This is a genomic window from Pseudomonas sp. FIP_A4 (assembly GCF_036701605.1).
Taxonomy (GTDB): Bacteria; Pseudomonadota; Gammaproteobacteria; order Pseudomonadales; family Pseudomonadaceae; genus Stutzerimonas; species Stutzerimonas phenolilytica.
This window is the reverse complement of sequence record NZ_JAYDXP010000096.1, coordinates 1-13728: the sequence shown is the minus strand read 5'-3', so window position 1 is coordinate 13728 and position 13728 is coordinate 1. Positions and strand designations below refer to the sequence as shown.

Annotated in this window: 10 protein-coding genes, 1 pseudogene and 1 riboswitch; of the genes and pseudogenes, 4 read left to right on the top strand and 7 right to left on the bottom strand. The window is 68.0% G+C overall.

What is annotated here, in order from left to right:
* Positions 1-53 precede the first annotated feature (53 nt).
* Positions 54-270, bottom strand: a riboswitch (cobalamin riboswitch).
* Between the two features lie 139 nt (positions 271-409).
* Both U8L64_RS01110 and adhP read left to right on the top strand, forming a co-directional pair.
* Positions 410-1735 carry a DEAD/DEAH box helicase gene (locus U8L64_RS01110; protein WP_054093438.1) on the top strand — a complete coding sequence of 442 codons (1326 nt, stop codon included), beginning with the start codon at positions 410-412 and terminating at the stop codon, positions 1733-1735.
* A gap of 183 nt (positions 1736-1918) precedes the next feature.
* Positions 1919-2941, top strand: coding sequence for an alcohol dehydrogenase AdhP (adhP, locus tag U8L64_RS01105; RefSeq protein ID WP_333392889.1), 1023 nt, complete (start codon positions 1919-1921; stop codon positions 2939-2941).
* Positions 2942-2976: 35 nt separating this feature from the next.
* Here adhP and U8L64_RS01100 read toward each other — a convergent pair whose 3' ends face one another.
* The gene (locus U8L64_RS01100) at positions 2977-4878 is read right to left on the bottom strand and encodes an ATP-binding protein (protein WP_333392887.1); all 1902 of its coding nucleotides are present in this window, start codon (positions 4876-4878) and stop codon (positions 2977-2979) included.
* 67 nt (positions 4879-4945) lie between these two features.
* Positions 4946-6178: a TIGR03862 family flavoprotein gene (locus U8L64_RS01095; protein WP_333392885.1), complete on the bottom strand. Its 1233-nt coding sequence runs from the start codon at positions 6176-6178 to the stop codon at positions 4946-4948.
* Between the two features lie 140 nt (positions 6179-6318).
* Here U8L64_RS01095 and bfr point away from each other — a divergent pair, with 140 nt between their 5' ends.
* On the top strand, positions 6319-6786 hold the full coding sequence (gene bfr, locus U8L64_RS01090; protein ID WP_008570553.1) for a bacterioferritin: 468 nt from the start codon (positions 6319-6321) through the stop codon (positions 6784-6786).
* Between the two features lie 54 nt (positions 6787-6840).
* Here the strand turns inward: bfr and U8L64_RS20265 are convergent, their stop codons facing one another.
* The 5 genes and pseudogenes from U8L64_RS20265 to U8L64_RS01070 form a co-directional block, all read right to left on the bottom strand.
* Positions 6841-7545: a methyl-accepting chemotaxis protein gene (locus tag U8L64_RS20265; RefSeq protein WP_442965260.1), complete on the bottom strand. Its 705-nt coding sequence runs from the start codon at positions 7543-7545 to the stop codon at positions 6841-6843.
* Between the two features lie 198 nt (positions 7546-7743).
* A pseudogene (locus U8L64_RS20260) lies at positions 7744-8625 on the bottom strand (methyl-accepting chemotaxis protein); the annotation flags it as partial.
* Positions 8626-8920: 295 nt separating this feature from the next.
* Positions 8921-9358 (bottom strand): Cu(I)-responsive transcriptional regulator, encoded by a 438-nt coding sequence (gene cueR, locus U8L64_RS01080; RefSeq protein ID WP_054093444.1) that lies wholly within the window; start codon positions 9356-9358, stop codon positions 8921-8923.
* Positions 9359-9381: 23 nt separating this feature from the next.
* The gene (locus tag U8L64_RS01075) at positions 9382-11760 is read right to left on the bottom strand and encodes a heavy metal translocating P-type ATPase (RefSeq protein ID WP_333392879.1); all 2379 of its coding nucleotides are present in this window, start codon (positions 11758-11760) and stop codon (positions 9382-9384) included.
* Between the two features lie 88 nt (positions 11761-11848).
* Entirely contained in the window at positions 11849-12481 is a 633-nt protein-coding gene (locus U8L64_RS01070) for a TetR family transcriptional regulator (RefSeq protein WP_077682557.1), read from the bottom strand.
* A 199-nt stretch (positions 12482-12680) separates the two neighbouring features.
* Between U8L64_RS01070 and U8L64_RS01065 the strand changes: the two genes are divergently transcribed.
* The coding region (locus U8L64_RS01065) for a multidrug effflux MFS transporter (protein ID WP_333392875.1) at positions 12681-13728 on the top strand (1048 nt) is incomplete at its 3' end.

The following is a 13728-nucleotide window of genomic DNA, read 5'->3' as shown; positions in this document are numbered from 1 at the left end:
CAAGCGGGGGCGAAAGGCAGACGGCCGCGCTTGACGGTGCTGCCCTCCGCAACACCCGTCGAATCCACCAGGCCGGTCTCCGGGCTTTCGACGCTCATCGCGCTCGCCTTCCCATGTCGGAACACAGTGGCTGTCGAGCGGACGGCGATCCGGCTGGATCGCGGTCGATTACCGTTGCGGGGGCAGCGCCGGCCTTGCTCTCGCGAGCGCACCGGCTTCCCGTTTAATGCGGACCTTGCGGTCGTGCACACCTGGGCGGATAAGAAATCGCGCGAACCATACGGCCGCATGCGGGTAAAACACAAGCTGATCGAACGAGGTACGCGGCCGCAGATGCGCCACGGAGACAAGGCGCAGCCTGTTAGAATCCGCGCTTTTTCACCCGCCGAATCGGCGCTGCGAGCCTGCCATGACCTTCGCCTCCCTGGGCCTGATCGATCCGCTGCTGCGAACCCTGGAAACCCTCGACTACCGCAAGCCGACGCCGGTGCAGGCCGAAGCCATTCCCGCCGTGCTCAAGGGCCGCGACCTGATGGCGGCGGCGCAGACGGGTACCGGCAAGACCGCCGGTTTCGCCCTGCCGTTGCTGCAGCGCCTGACCATGGAAGGTGCCAAGGTGGCGAGCAATTCGGTACGCGCGCTGGTGCTGGTGCCGACCCGCGAGCTGGCCGAGCAGGTGCACGAGAGCTTTCGTGTCTACGGGCAGAACCTGCCGCTGCGCACCTACGCGGTGTACGGCGGGGTCAGCATCAACCCGCAGATGATGGCGCTGCGCAAGGGCATCGACGTGCTGGTGGCGACCCCCGGTCGTCTGCTCGATCTCTATCGGCAGAACGCCGTGGGCTTCGCCCAGCTGCAGGCGCTGGTGCTCGACGAGGCCGACCGCATGCTCGACCTCGGTTTCGCCGACGAGCTGGATCAGCTGTTCTGCGCCTTGCCGAAGAGGCGCCAGACCCTGCTGTTCTCCGCGACCTTTTCCGAGGCGATCCGCCAGCTGGCCCGCGAGCTGCTGCGCGATCCGCTGTCGATCGAGGTCAGCCCGCGCAACGCGGCGGCGAAGACGGTCAAGCAGTGGCTGGTGCCGGTGGACAAGAAGCGCAAGAGCGAGCTGTTCCTGCATCTGCTCGCGGACAAGCGCTGGGGCCAGGTGCTGGTATTCGTGAAGACGCGCAAGGGCGTCGATCAGCTGGTGGACGAGCTGCAGGCGCAGGGCATTTCCAGCGATGCGATCCACGGCGACAAGCCGCAGGCGTCGCGTCTGCGCGCGCTGGAGCGCTTCAAGGCCGGCGAGGTGCAGATTCTCGTCGCCACCGACGTCGCCGCCCGTGGGCTGGACATCCATGACCTGCCGCAGGTGGTCAACTTCGACCTGCCGACCGTCGCCGAGGACTACGTGCACCGCATCGGCCGCACCGGCCGCGCCGGCGCCTCGGGCGAGGCGATCTCGCTGGTCAGCGCCGATGAAGTCGATCAGCTGGCGGCCATCGAAACGCTGATCAACCAGGTGCTGCCGCGCCACGACGAGCTGGGCTTCGTGCCGGACCATCGCGTGCCGACCACCACCCTCGGCGGGCAGATCATCAAGAAGCCGAAGAAACCGAAGAAGCCCAAGGACGCCGCCGGCAAGGGCAAGATCCACCTCGGCAACTGGTTCGACGAGAACGAAAAGCCCAACGCCAAACCCATCCGCAAGGTGCCGAGTCTGGGCGGCGGCAAGCCGGCGAAGAAGCGCTGATCGGCCTGGCGCGCGGAAACGGCGCAGCCTTGTCCACGGCACGGGTCGCGCGCGGGCCGTGCAAGGGTGATTTGTTGAGCGTGCCTGCGACGGTTTGCGTCATCACGCGGTAGGCGATTGAGGTCTAGGCTTGGTCCGGCCTGCCGACGCAGGCCCGTACGTCCTATCTCAAGGAGTCAACCGATGACCCAGACCATGAAAGCCGCGGTGGTACATGCCTTCGGCGAGCCGCTGCGCCTCGAGGAAGTCAAGGTGCCGCTGCCCGGCCCCGGCCAGATTCTGGTAAAGATCGCCGCCTCCGGTGTGTGTCACACCGACCTGCATGCGGCCGAAGGCGACTGGCCGGTGAAGCCGGCGCTGCCGTTCATTCCAGGCCATGAAGGCGTCGGCCATGTGGCTGCAGTCGGTGCCGGCGTGACGCGGGTGAAGGAAGGCGACCGGGTCGGCGTGCCCTGGCTGTACACCGCCTGCGGTTGCTGCGAGCACTGCCTGACCGGCTGGGAAACCCTCTGCGAAAGTCAGCAGAACACCGGTTACTCGGTCAACGGCGGCTATGCCGAATACGTGCTGGCGGACCCGAACTACGTGGGCATCCTGCCGAAGAACGTCGAGTTCGACGAGATCGCGCCGATCCTCTGCGCTGGCGTTACCGTCTACAAGGGCTTGAAGGTGACCGGCGCGCGGCCCGGGCAGTGGGTGGCGATCTCCGGTATCGGCGGCCTCGGCCATGTCGCGGTGCAGTACGCCAAGGCGATGGGGCTGCACGTGGTGGCGGTGGATGTCGACGATGCCAAGCTGGAACTGGCCAAGCGCCTGGGGGCCAACCTGACCATCAATGCACGCACGGAAAATCCGGTGGAAGTGGTGCAGCGCGACATCGGCGGCGCCCATGGCGTGCTGGTCACGGCGGTGTCCAACAGCGCCTTCGGCCAGGCCATCGGCATGGCGCGCCGGCGCGGCACCGTGGCGCTGGTCGGCCTGCCGCCGGGGGATTTTCCGACGCCGATCTTCGACGTGGTGCTCAAGGCGATCAGCATCACCGGCTCCATCGTCGGCACCCGCGCCGACCTGCAGGAGGCGCTGGATTTCGCCGGCGAAGGGCTGGTCAAGGCGACTATCCATACCGACAGCCTCGACAACATCAACCGGATCCTCGACGACATGCGCGCCGGTCGTATCGAAGGCCGCATCGTGATGAAGATGTAGGCACCGAACGGCGGCCTTCGGGCCGCCACCGCGCCTCAGCCGCGCATGAACGACAGGTGGATGTCGCTGCCGTAGCGACGGATGATCTCGCCCTTGGCCGCATGGAATGCCGCGACATCGCCGGCCTGTCCCGACTTGCCGAGCTTCCAGCGCGCCAGCTCCTCGGCGATCACGTCCATGAACAGTTCGGCCAGCAGCAGGCGGGCAGAGTCGCGGAAGTTGCCGTGGCCGTCGACGTACAGCTGCACGGTGGGCGCGGCGGTGTTGATCAGGATCTTGCGCTCCGCCGCGCCGTACACGGCGCGGTCCATGTTTTCGCCCAGGTAGCGGAACTCGTAGCCGGTGAACATGGCTTCGCCGTGATCGCGGGCGGGGCGGTGTTTCCCGATCGGCGGGTGTGGCGTTTTGTGGTGATGGATATGCGCCGCTGCGTGTTCGGCGATGACGATCTCGCACCAGGCCAGATAGCTGCCGGCACGCACGACGATCTCGCCACGCTCGGCGCTGGACTGGCCGCTGACCGTCCATTGCAGATACGGCGCTTCGCCCAGGCTCCGCAGTTCGACCGCGGCCGGTGGCGGATCGATACGCAGGCCTTCGCTGAGCGAGGCCTCGACCTGCAGGATGGTGTCGTCGGGCAATTGCTGCCGATCGAACAGCAGGCGGACGTGGAACGGGTGCTCCGGCGAACGGTAATAGAACGGCGTGCTGAAGCGCAGCGCCGCGACAGGCTCGCCAGCGCCGGCCGACGCGCTCACCGCGGCAATTGCCGGCGGGACGATGCCGAAATCGTGGATCGCCGCCTGGTTCATGCGTTGCAGCAGGTGGTCGATCATGTGTGCGGTGCGCCCGGAGGTGGTGGCGCGTTCCAGATGGCGGAGCTTTTCCTGCTCGGCCATCACGAAGGGCGCGATCAACTGGCTGACCGCCCGCGCGAAGGCGGCCACCAGCGGTGTCTTCGGATTCAGGCCGGCGCGTTCGTCGCTAATCACCGCCACGCCCTGGCCGAGCTGCTCGATCAACGCCGGACAGCGCAGCGTGCCGAACAGGTATTCGGTGCCGACCTGGTTCTCGTAGTCGAACAGCTGGCAATCCAGCACCGCGGTGCCCGACAGCACCAGCAGGCCGCTGGTGCGCTCGTCGCCGCGCGGCACCAGCTGTGCGTCCAGCGCACGCTTAAGCGTCACGCTGAAGGAAAAGGTCTGCCCGTCGCAGTGGAACTCGCCCGGCTGGTCGGGGCCGAGCAGCAGCAGCGACGGCGGCTCCTCGAAACGGATCCGCCCGCTGCGCTCGATCTCCACGCCATCGCGCAGATGCGCGAGCTCGACATGTCGACGCTCCAACACATCGCGCAGGTAGATGTTGTTGGCCAGCGAATCGACCAGCGCGCCGTACTGGGAAATGCTCACCTGGCTGCTTTCGATGACGATCGCCACGCGGGTGCCGTTGCCGGCGATGCCGAGGCGTGCACGGTCGCGCTCGGTCACGGGACGGTCCTGGCCGCCGTCGTCGTAGAGGTAGCCGCCATTCTCGGCGCGGAACAGCTCGATGCGCGACAGCCGCCCTTCATGGATGGTTTCCAGCCAACCGTAACCGAGGCCGAAGATCGCCTGCTTGAGGCCGCGGCCGAAGTAGCCGCGACCGCCGCCGATGCCCTGGGCTAGCGGGCTGTGCGCGCCGCCGTAGCTGAGAATGAAGTAGGCGGTGGCGAAGGGCATGCCCTGTGCCTGATCGGTGACCGTCAGCAGCGCGCCGCGGCGGTGGCGTTCGTACTGGATGAGCAACTGCCCGGACACCTCGACGCCGGCCGCCTCCAGCCGGGCATAACTGTCGTCGCTGTTGGTGAGCAGCTCGACCAGCGCCTTCTCGATCGAGGCGAAGCGTCGGGAGTCGATGTCGATGACGCGTTGATCCACCGGAATTGCGTTGACGGCCATGGCAGCCTCCTCGCGCGCTTGCCCGTACAGCTGAAGCTAGCAGCGCAACGGCGAGCAGGCGAGGTGGCTAGTGGTCGCGCAGCCAGCACAGCATGCCAGCGGCGGCTGCCCGGCCGCTGGCGAAACAGGCGGTTAGCAGATAGCCGCCGGTGGGGGCTTCCCAGTCGAGCATCTCGCCGGCGCAGAACACCCCGGGCAGCCGCCTGAGCATCAGCTGCGCATCCAGCTCCTCGAAGGGCACGCCGCCGGCGCTACTGATCGCCTCGTCCAGCGGCCGCGTGCGGATCAGGCGGAGCGGCAGCGCCTTGCTGGCCGCGGCCAGCGCCGCCGGGTCCTGAAAGGTTGCGGCGTCGGTCAGCTCGCGTAGCAGCGCGGCCTTGACGCCGTCGAGCTTGAGCTGGCGATGCAGGTGCTTGGCCAGCGACTGCGAGCCGCGCGGCTTGGCCAGTGCATTGGCGATCTGCGCCTGGCTGCGATCGGGCAGCAGATCGAGCAGCACGGTGGCGGCGCCGTCGCGCTCGATCGCCGCGCGGATCGGCGCCGAGAGTGCGTAGACCAGGCTGCCCTCAATGCCGCTGGCGGTGAGCACGAACTCGCCTTTGCGCGGGGCTTCGCTAGGCAGCGCGAGGCTGACGGTCTTCAGCGGCGCGCCGGCGAATTTCTGCTGCAGGTGCTCGCTCCAGGCTTGCACCTCGAAACCGCAATTGGCCGGGCGCAGCGGCGCAACGGTGACTCCGCGCGCCTGCAACAGCGGCACCCAGGCGCCGTCGGAGCCCAGCCGCGCCCAGCTGCCACCGCCGAGGGCGAGCAGGGTGGCGTCGGCGTCGAGCAGGCGCTCGCCATCCGGGCCGGCGATGCGCAGCTGGCCGCTTTCGTTCCAGCCCAGCCAGCGATGCCGCGTATGGATGTGCACACCGCTGTCGCGCAGACGCCTGAGCCAGGCGCGCAGCAGCGGCGCGGCCTTCATGTCGGTGGGAAACACGCGGCCGGAACTGCCGACGAAGGTATCGATACCCAGGCCGTGAATCCATTGGCGCAACGCATCCGGGCCGAAGGCCTCCAGCAGCGGACGCAGCGCATCGGCGCGTTCGCGATAGCGGCCGACGAACGTGGCGAAGTCCTCGGCATGGGTGATGTTCATGCCACCGACGCCGGCCAGCAGGAACTTGCGGCCCACCGACGGCATGGCGTCGTACAGCTCGACCGAGACGCCGGCCTGGCTCAGCACCTCGGCCGCCATCAGGCCGGCGGGGCCGCCGCCGATGATGGCGACACGGGACGGGCGGGCGGAACGGGTCATGGCGCAAGCCTGGCGAAAAATGAGGGCGGGCATTGTAACGACTCGTCGTGGCGCTGGCAGCGCGGCACCGGTGAACTTGACCGCTGCCGGTTCTGCGTCGATGCTTGCGCGCGTGATGCATATCCCGTCGGAGAGAACCCATGAAAGGCCAGGCACCGGTAGTCGAATATCTGAAGGAGCTGCTGCGCGGCGAGCTGGCGGCACGCGATCAGTACTTCCTGCATTCGCGCATGTATGCCGATTGGGGCTTCAGCCGGCTTTACGAGCGCATCGACCACGAGATGCAGGAAGAAACCGAGCACGCCGATGCACTGCTCAAACGCATCCTGTTCCTCGAAGGCACCCCGGACATGACGCCCGAAGCGATCAATCCCGGCCACACGGTGCCGGACATGCTGCGCAGCGATCTGGCGCTGGAGTACAAGGTCCGCGCCGCGCTGGCCAAGGGCATCGCCCTGGCCGAGCAGCACGGCGACTACGCGACCCGCGACATCCTGGCCGCGCAGCTGCAGGACACCGAGGAAGACCACGCCTACTGGCTCGAGCAGCAGCTCGGCCTGATCGACCGTATCGGTCTGCAGAACTACCTGCAATCGCAGGCCAGCTGAGCTGCGTTCACCGCGAGACGGCGCCCGGCGCTGCTCGCGGCCTCCCCGTAGTCCTCAGAGCCGGAAGCGGCTCACCATCGTCTGCAACTGCCCGCCCAGTCGTGCCAGCTCGGTACTCGAGGCGGCGGTTTCCTGGCTGGCGGCGGCGGTCTGTTCCGACACATCGCGCACATTCACCACGCTGCGGCTGATTTCCTCGGCCACCGCGCTCTGCTCCTCGGCGGCCGCGGCGATCTGCTGGTTCATCGCCTGAATGTTCGACACCGTGCGGGTGATGCTGCCCAGCGAAGCACCGGCACGGCGCGCCAGCTCGACGCCGCTGTCGGTGAGGTCGCGGCTGGTGTGCAGGATCGTCGCGACCTCTTGCGTGCCGTTCTGCAGCGCGGCCACCAGCCCTTCGATTTCCTCGGTGGATTTCTGCGTGCGTTGCGCCAGCCCGCGCACCTCGTCGGCGACCACGGCGAAGCCACGCCCGGCCTCGCCGGCGCGTGCCGCCTCGATGGCAGCGTTGAGTGCCAGCAGGTTGGTCTGCTCGGCAACCGCGCGGATCACCGTCATCACGCTGCCGATCTTGTCGCTCTCTTGCTGCAGTGCGGTCATTGCCTGGGTCGAACGCTCCACCGCCTCGGCCATGCGCTCGATTTGCGAGACCACCTCGGTCACCACGCGATCGCCCTCGCGGGCTTCGCTGTCCGCGTCGGTGGCGGCTTGGGCCGCCTGTTCGGCGTTGCGTGCGACTTCCTGCACGGTGGCCGACATCTCGTGCATGGCGGTGGCGACCTGATCGGTTTCTTCCTTCTGGCTGTTCACCCCGGCGCTGGTCTGCTGGGTGACGGCGGACAGCTCTTCGGCGGCGGCGCTGATCTGGCTGACGCCATCGCGAATGCCGCCGATCAGCTCGCGCAGGGTCGCGCCCATCTGCTGGATGCCGCGCTGCAGCACGCCGAGTTCGTCGCGCCGCTGAACCGGCGCGGTGGCGCTGAGGTCGCCGGAGGCGATGCGCTCGACGTCGGCCAGGGTGGCGCGCAGCGGCAGGATGATCTGCCGGGTGATCAACCACGCCGCGAGCACGCCGAGCAGCAGCGCGAGCAGGGTGCTGACCAGTAGCTGGCTGCGCGCCGCGGCGCTTTCGCTGTCGAGCTGATCGAGCTGGTACTGGTAGAGCGTGTCGCTGATGCGCACGATTTCCTTCTGCTGGTCGGTCATCTCCTGGCGCGACTTGGCGATGGCCTGGATGGCCGCTTCCAGCGACTCGATGGTGGTGCGGTATTGGTCGAGTGCCGCTGCGACGCCCTGGATCGCCTGGCGGTGCGCATCGAGCGCCAGGCTCTGCTCGGCAATGCTGGCCTGCGCCGCGTCGAGCTGCGTGTAGACCGCTTGGGCGGCGGCGTTGCCGGGTGCCGCCATGTAGACGCGCAGCAGGTACTGCGCGCGCTGTACGTCTTCTTTGATGCGGGTGATGGCGAGCAGCTGGGCGAAGCGTTGCGCGTCATCCTCCGGCAGCTGCAGCACGCCTTCGGTGATGCCGGCGGTCAGCTCGTGCAGGTGGTTGGCGGCGGCTTCGATCGAGGCTCGTGCGTCGTTCGCCTGCGCGTAGGCGCGGCGCATGTCGTTCAGCGAATTCTGGTACTGCGCGTTATAACCGGCCTGCTCCTTGAGCAGTGCGGCGTCGGCGGGATGCTTGAAGCTATTGAGCAGTTCGGTCTGCTGGGCGATGTACACGGCGAGGTTGTTGTCCAGCCGCGCGGTCGATTCGCTGTCGCCGTTGGCCAGCATGAATTGCAGACGGGCGATGCGCAGGTCGGTCAGCGTCTTGTTGAGCAGCGAGATGTCGGTCATCCAGCCGCTGCGCTGGATGACGCCGCCCAGGCTGCCCCAGCCGCTCCACGCGAGGATGAGGGTGAGGGTGAGTACGGCGCCGAAGCCCAGCGCGAGCTTCCTGCTGACGCCCATGTTTGCAAACCAGTTGTGCATGACAGTTCAACCATGATGAGGAGTTCGTTCCGAACGAGCGGCCTTGTGAGCGGCCCGCCGGTGTCTTCGCTCCCGCTGTCGGCGGTCGACATGCAAACTTGAATGTAAGGCAAGAAATAGCCGGTGCCCGTGTGGCCGCGGGCTGGCCGGCGGCTTCGGATCAGCGCTCGGCAGGTGGCGCCGGTTCCGCGCCGGTACTGGCTGTACAACAGCCCGTCTCGATGCCGCGCAGGATCGGGCAGTCCGGACGGTCGTCGCCGGCGCAGTGGTCGACCAGCTCCTGCAACGTGTCGCGCAGGCCGACCAGTTCGGCGATCTTGCGGTTCAGTTCGACGATATGCCCGGCGGCCAGCGCCTTGACGTCGGCACTGGCGCGCTGGCGATCCTGCCAGAGCGTGAGCAGCCGGCCGACTTCCTCGAGCGAGAAGCCCAGGTCGCGGGCGCGCTTGATGAAGCCCAGGCGGTGCAGGTCGTCGCTGCCGTAGCGACGGTAGCCGTTGGCGCCGCGCCCGGCCGGAGTGATCAGGCCGATGGATTCGTAGTAGCGGATCATCTTCGCCGACAGGCCGCTGCGCGCGGCTGCTTGACCGATATTCATGCTGCCTCCGTGTGCTCGTCGTTTCAGGGTTTCCAGCGCTTGAGCAGCAGCGCGTTGCTCACCACGCTGACGCTCGACAGCGCCATCGCCGCGCCGGCCACCACCGGGCTGAGAAAGCCCAGCGCCGCCAGCGGAATGCCCACCAGGTTGTAGATGAAGGCCCAGAACAGATTCTGCTGGATCTTGCGGTAGGTGCGTCGGCTGATTTCCAGCGCCGCCGGCACCAGCCGCGGATCGCCGCGCATCAGGGTGATGCCGGCGGCGTGCATGGCCACATCGGTACCGCCACCCATGGCGATGCCGACGTCCGCCGCGGCCAGGGCCGGGGCATCGTTGATGCCGTCGCCGACCATCGCCACCACGGCGCCGCCTTTCTTCAGCTCCGCCACGGTAGCGGCCTTGTCCGCCGGCAGCACCTCGGCATGCACGTCATCGATGTGCAGCGCTTCGGCCACCACCCGCGCGCTGCCGCGGTTGTCGCCGGTGATCAGGTGGCTGCGGATATGCCGTGCCGCGAGCCCGGCAATCGCCGCGGCGGCACCGTCCTTGAGGCTGTCACCGAAAGCGAACAGGCCGAGGATGCGCGGCTCGGGCGTATGCTCCACCAGCCAGGAGAGGGTGCGGCCCTCGGCTTCCCAGCGCTGGGCGGTGTCCAGCAGCTCACCCGGCTGCAGGCCGTACTCCTCGAGCATGCGCCGGTTGCCCAGCGCCAGCTGCTGGCCGTCCAGCGATCCGGCGATGCCACGACCGCTCAGGGCCTGGCTCTTCTGCACATCCGGCACGGCGATGCCGTCGGCTTCGCAGCGTTCCAGCACGGCGCGCGCCAGCGGGTGTTCGCTGCCTCGCTGCAGGGCGCCGGCCAGGCGCAGTATTCGCGCTTCGTCGCCGTCCACGGCATGCAGGTGGATGATCTGCGGCTTGCCCGAGGTGAGCGTGCCCGTCTTGTCGAAGGCCACCGCCGTGACCGCATGGGCGACTTCCAGCGCCTCGGCGTCCTTGATCAGGATGCCGTGACGCGCCGCCACCCCGGTGCCGGCCATGATCGCCGCGGGGGTCGCCAGGCCGAGGGCGCAGGGGCAGGCGATGACCAGCACGGCGACGGCATTGATCAGCGCGGTTTCCAGCGCTGCGCCGGCGAGCAGCCAGCCGAGCAGGGTGAATACGGCGATCACCAGCACTGCCGGGACGAACACCTGGCTGACCTTGTCCACCAGCTTCTGGATCGGCGCCTTGGCTGCCTGGGCGTCCTCCACCAGGCGAATGATCCGCGCCAGCACGGTCTCGCCGCCGAGCGCGGTGGTGCGCACCAGCAGGCGGCCTTCGCCATTGATCGCGCCGCCGGTGATGCGGTCGCCGGGACGCTTGTCGACCGGCAGGCTCTCGCCGCTGATCAGCGCCTCGTCGGCCTGGCTTTCGCCTTCGAGCACCTCACCATCCACCGGGAAACGCTCGCCCGGCTTGACCAGCACCCGATCGCCCAGGCGCAGCGCAGCGATGGCGACATCCTCCTCGTGGCCGTCGACGACGCGCGTGGCGCGTTCCGGGCGCAGCGCCTCCAGCGCGCGGATCGCCGCGCTGGTCTGGCGCTTGGCGCGGCTTTCCAGGTACTTGCCGAGCAGCACCAGGGCGATCACCACCGCCGAGGCCTCGAAGTACAGGTGCGGCATCTGCCCGACCGGCGTCGCCCACCACTGGTACAGGCTCAGGCCGTAGCCGGCGCTGGTACCGAGGGCGACCAGCAGGTCCATGTTGCCGGCGCCGGCGCGTAGCGCCTTCCAGCCGGCGACATAGAAACGCGCACCGAGAACGAACTGCACTGGCGTGGCGAGCAGAAACTGCATCCACGCCGGCAGCATCCAGTGCAGTCCGAACAGGTCGCCGAACATCGGAATGACCAGCGGCGCGGCCAGCAGCAGGGCGATCAGCACGGCCAAGCGTTCGCGGCGCAGCCGCTGTTCGGCATTGCCGGCACCGAGCGGTTGCGCCTGCTCGATCGGCTGCGCGTGGTAACCGGCGCCTTCCACCGCCTGGATCAGGGCGTTCGACTCCAGTGTGCCGAGCAGCTCCACCCGCGCGCGTTCACTGGCCAGATTCACCGCCGCGCTGCGCACACCGGGGACCTTGAGCAACGCGCGCTCGACGCGGCCGACGCAGCTGGCGCAGGTCATGCCTTCGATGGTCAGTTCAACCACCTGGGTCGGCACGCCGTAGCCGGCGGTTTCCACCGCCTGGATCAGCGTCGTGAGTTCGCTGCCGTCGGCGTCGATGCGCACCTGTTCGTTGGCCAGGTTGACCGCGGCCGCGGTGACGCCCGGCACCTTGCGCAGCGCGCGCTCGACGCGGCCGGCACAGCTGGCGCAGGTCATGCCGCTGACGGGGAGGGTGAAGGTGGTCGTGGACATGGCGAGACTCCTCGATAACTGCCAGCAGGATCAACCTTGACCCTGCTGGAAGGTCAAGCCCGGGGCGGCTCGAGGTGCGTTTCGCGGCTCAGGCTTGCTCCGGCCAGTCGCCGATCAGGCCGCGGAACAGCGGATCGATCAGCGCCGCTGCCTCGGTGGGCGGGTCGAACAGCTGGTTGTCGCGCGTGTAGTCGCTGAACAGGCCGACCACCAGCGCGTGCAGCGACAGCGCCGCCACCCGCGGCGTAACGCCGGGGCGCAGACAGGTCGCGGCGCTGGTGAAGAGTTTCTCGCACAGCTCGATGAACTGGTTGATGAACGCCTGGTGGCGTTCCTCGGCGTCGCGCAATTCGTCGGTGAATTCGCAACGGTGCAGCAGGATGGTGAAGATGCGCCGCTTCTGTTCGTGCCGGGCGAGCGCCGACAGCGCCTCGATGGTGAGATCGCGCAGGATGACCAGCGAGTCCAGCGGCGAGCGCGCATCGCAGCTGTTCAGGCGTTCGGTGATCTGTTCGGGCGGCAGGCGCACCTGGTTGAGCATCTCGTGGAACAGGTGGGCCTTGTTCTGAAAGTGCCAGTACACCGCGCCGCGCGTCACGCCGGCATCACGGGCGATCTGGTCGAGGCTGGTGTGGGCCACGCCCTTGTCCAGAAACAGATGTTCGGCGGAGGCCAGAATGGCGATACGGGTCTTCTCCGCGTCTTCTTTGGTGCGGCGCATGGCTCGGGTTCCGGGCGGCCTGGGGCCGCGTCAGCGATCGATCGATGAGAGCAAGGCGAAGCAAAGCGACGCTCCGACGGCTTGCCGATGAGTGTTTACAATCGAGCGTGTATGTAACAGCATCCGGCATTCCTGTAAACGTTCGCGGTCCTACGCCAGGCGACCCGTCGTCGCGCCCCCGCCTTTCCTGTGAGCCAGTATGCCTCTGCGGTTTCTCCTGATATTGGGCGCACTCAGCGCCTTCGGTCCTCTGGCCATCGACATGTACCTGCCAGCCTTCCCGGCATTGGCGCGGGCCTTCGCCACCGACGTCGAGCAGGTCCAGCTGTCGTTGGCGGCCTATTTTGTCGGCTTGTCGATCGGGCAGCTGGTCTACGGTTCGCTGGCCGATCGCTACGGTCGGCGCAAGCCGCTGCTGGCCGGCGTCACGCTGTTTACCCTGGCGTCGCTGGCGTGCTCCTTCGCGCCGTCGATGGAGTGGCTGATCGGTGCGCGTTTCGTCCAGGCGCTCGGCGGTTGCGCCGGCATGGTGATTTCGCGGGCAGTGGTGCGCGACCTGTGTGACCCGATGACCAGCGCCAAGGTGTTTTCGCAACTGATGCTGGTGATGGGGCTGGCGCCGATCCTCGCCCCGGCGGCTGGTGGCGCGCTGTTGCTGGCCTACGGCTGGTCGGCGATCTTCGTCGCGCTGATGCTGTTCGGCGCCGGCTGCCTGCTGGCAGTGGCGCTGTGGTTGCCGGAAACGCTGCCGGCCGGTCACGCCCCGGCGCCGATGCGCGGTGCGCTGGGCCAGTACCGGCGACTGTTCGGCGACCGCTTCTTCCTCGGCCACACGCTCACCGGCGCGCTGTGCATGGGCGGCATGTTCGCCTACATCGCCGGTTCGCCGTTCGTCTTCATCGAGCTGTACGGGGTGCCGAGCGAGCACTACGCCTGGCTGTTCGGCAGCAATGCGGCAGGCTTCATCCTGATGGCGCAGGTGAATGTGCGGCTGATGCGCTGGCGCGGCCCGGAGTACTGGGTGCGGCGTTGGGTCTGGTTCTATTTCGCCAGCGCACTGGTGTTGCTAGCGGTCGCGGCGGTGCAGCCCGATGCGCTCTGGCCGCTGATGCTGCCGCTGTTCTGCTCGGTGGCGTGCCTGGGCTGCCTGCTGCCCAACGCCACCGCATGCGCGATGGCCGATCAGCGTGCCAACGCCGGTAGCGCCTCGGCGCTGCTCGGCAGCCTGCAGTTCGCCATCGCCGCGG

Bases quoted from the DNA above. Each gene is read 5' to 3' on its own strand.
- U8L64_RS01110 (WP_054093438.1), top strand. From the start codon at position 410: ATGACCTTCGCCTCCCTGGGCCTGATCGATCCGCTGCTGCGAACCCTG.
- adhP (WP_333392889.1), top strand. From the start codon at position 1,919: ATGACCCAGACCATGAAAGCCGCGGTGGTACATGCCTTCGGCGAGCCG.
- U8L64_RS01100 (WP_333392887.1), bottom strand. From the start codon at position 4,878: ATGGCCGTCAACGCAATTCCGGTGGATCAACGCGTCATCGACATCGAC.
- U8L64_RS01095 (WP_333392885.1), bottom strand. From the start codon at position 6,178: ATGACCCGTTCCGCCCGCCCGTCCCGTGTCGCCATCATCGGCGGCGGC.
- bfr (WP_008570553.1), top strand. From the start codon at position 6,319: ATGAAAGGCCAGGCACCGGTAGTCGAATATCTGAAGGAGCTGCTGCGC.
- U8L64_RS20265 (WP_442965260.1), bottom strand. From the start codon at position 7,545: ATGTCGGCCACCGTGCAGGAAGTCGCACGCAACGCCGAACAGGCGGCC.
- cueR (WP_054093444.1), bottom strand. From the start codon at position 9,358: ATGAATATCGGTCAAGCAGCCGCGCGCAGCGGCCTGTCGGCGAAGATG.
- U8L64_RS01075 (WP_333392879.1), bottom strand. From the start codon at position 11,760: ATGTCCACGACCACCTTCACCCTCCCCGTCAGCGGCATGACCTGCGCC.
- U8L64_RS01070 (WP_077682557.1), bottom strand. From the start codon at position 12,481: ATGCGCCGCACCAAAGAAGACGCGGAGAAGACCCGTATCGCCATTCTG.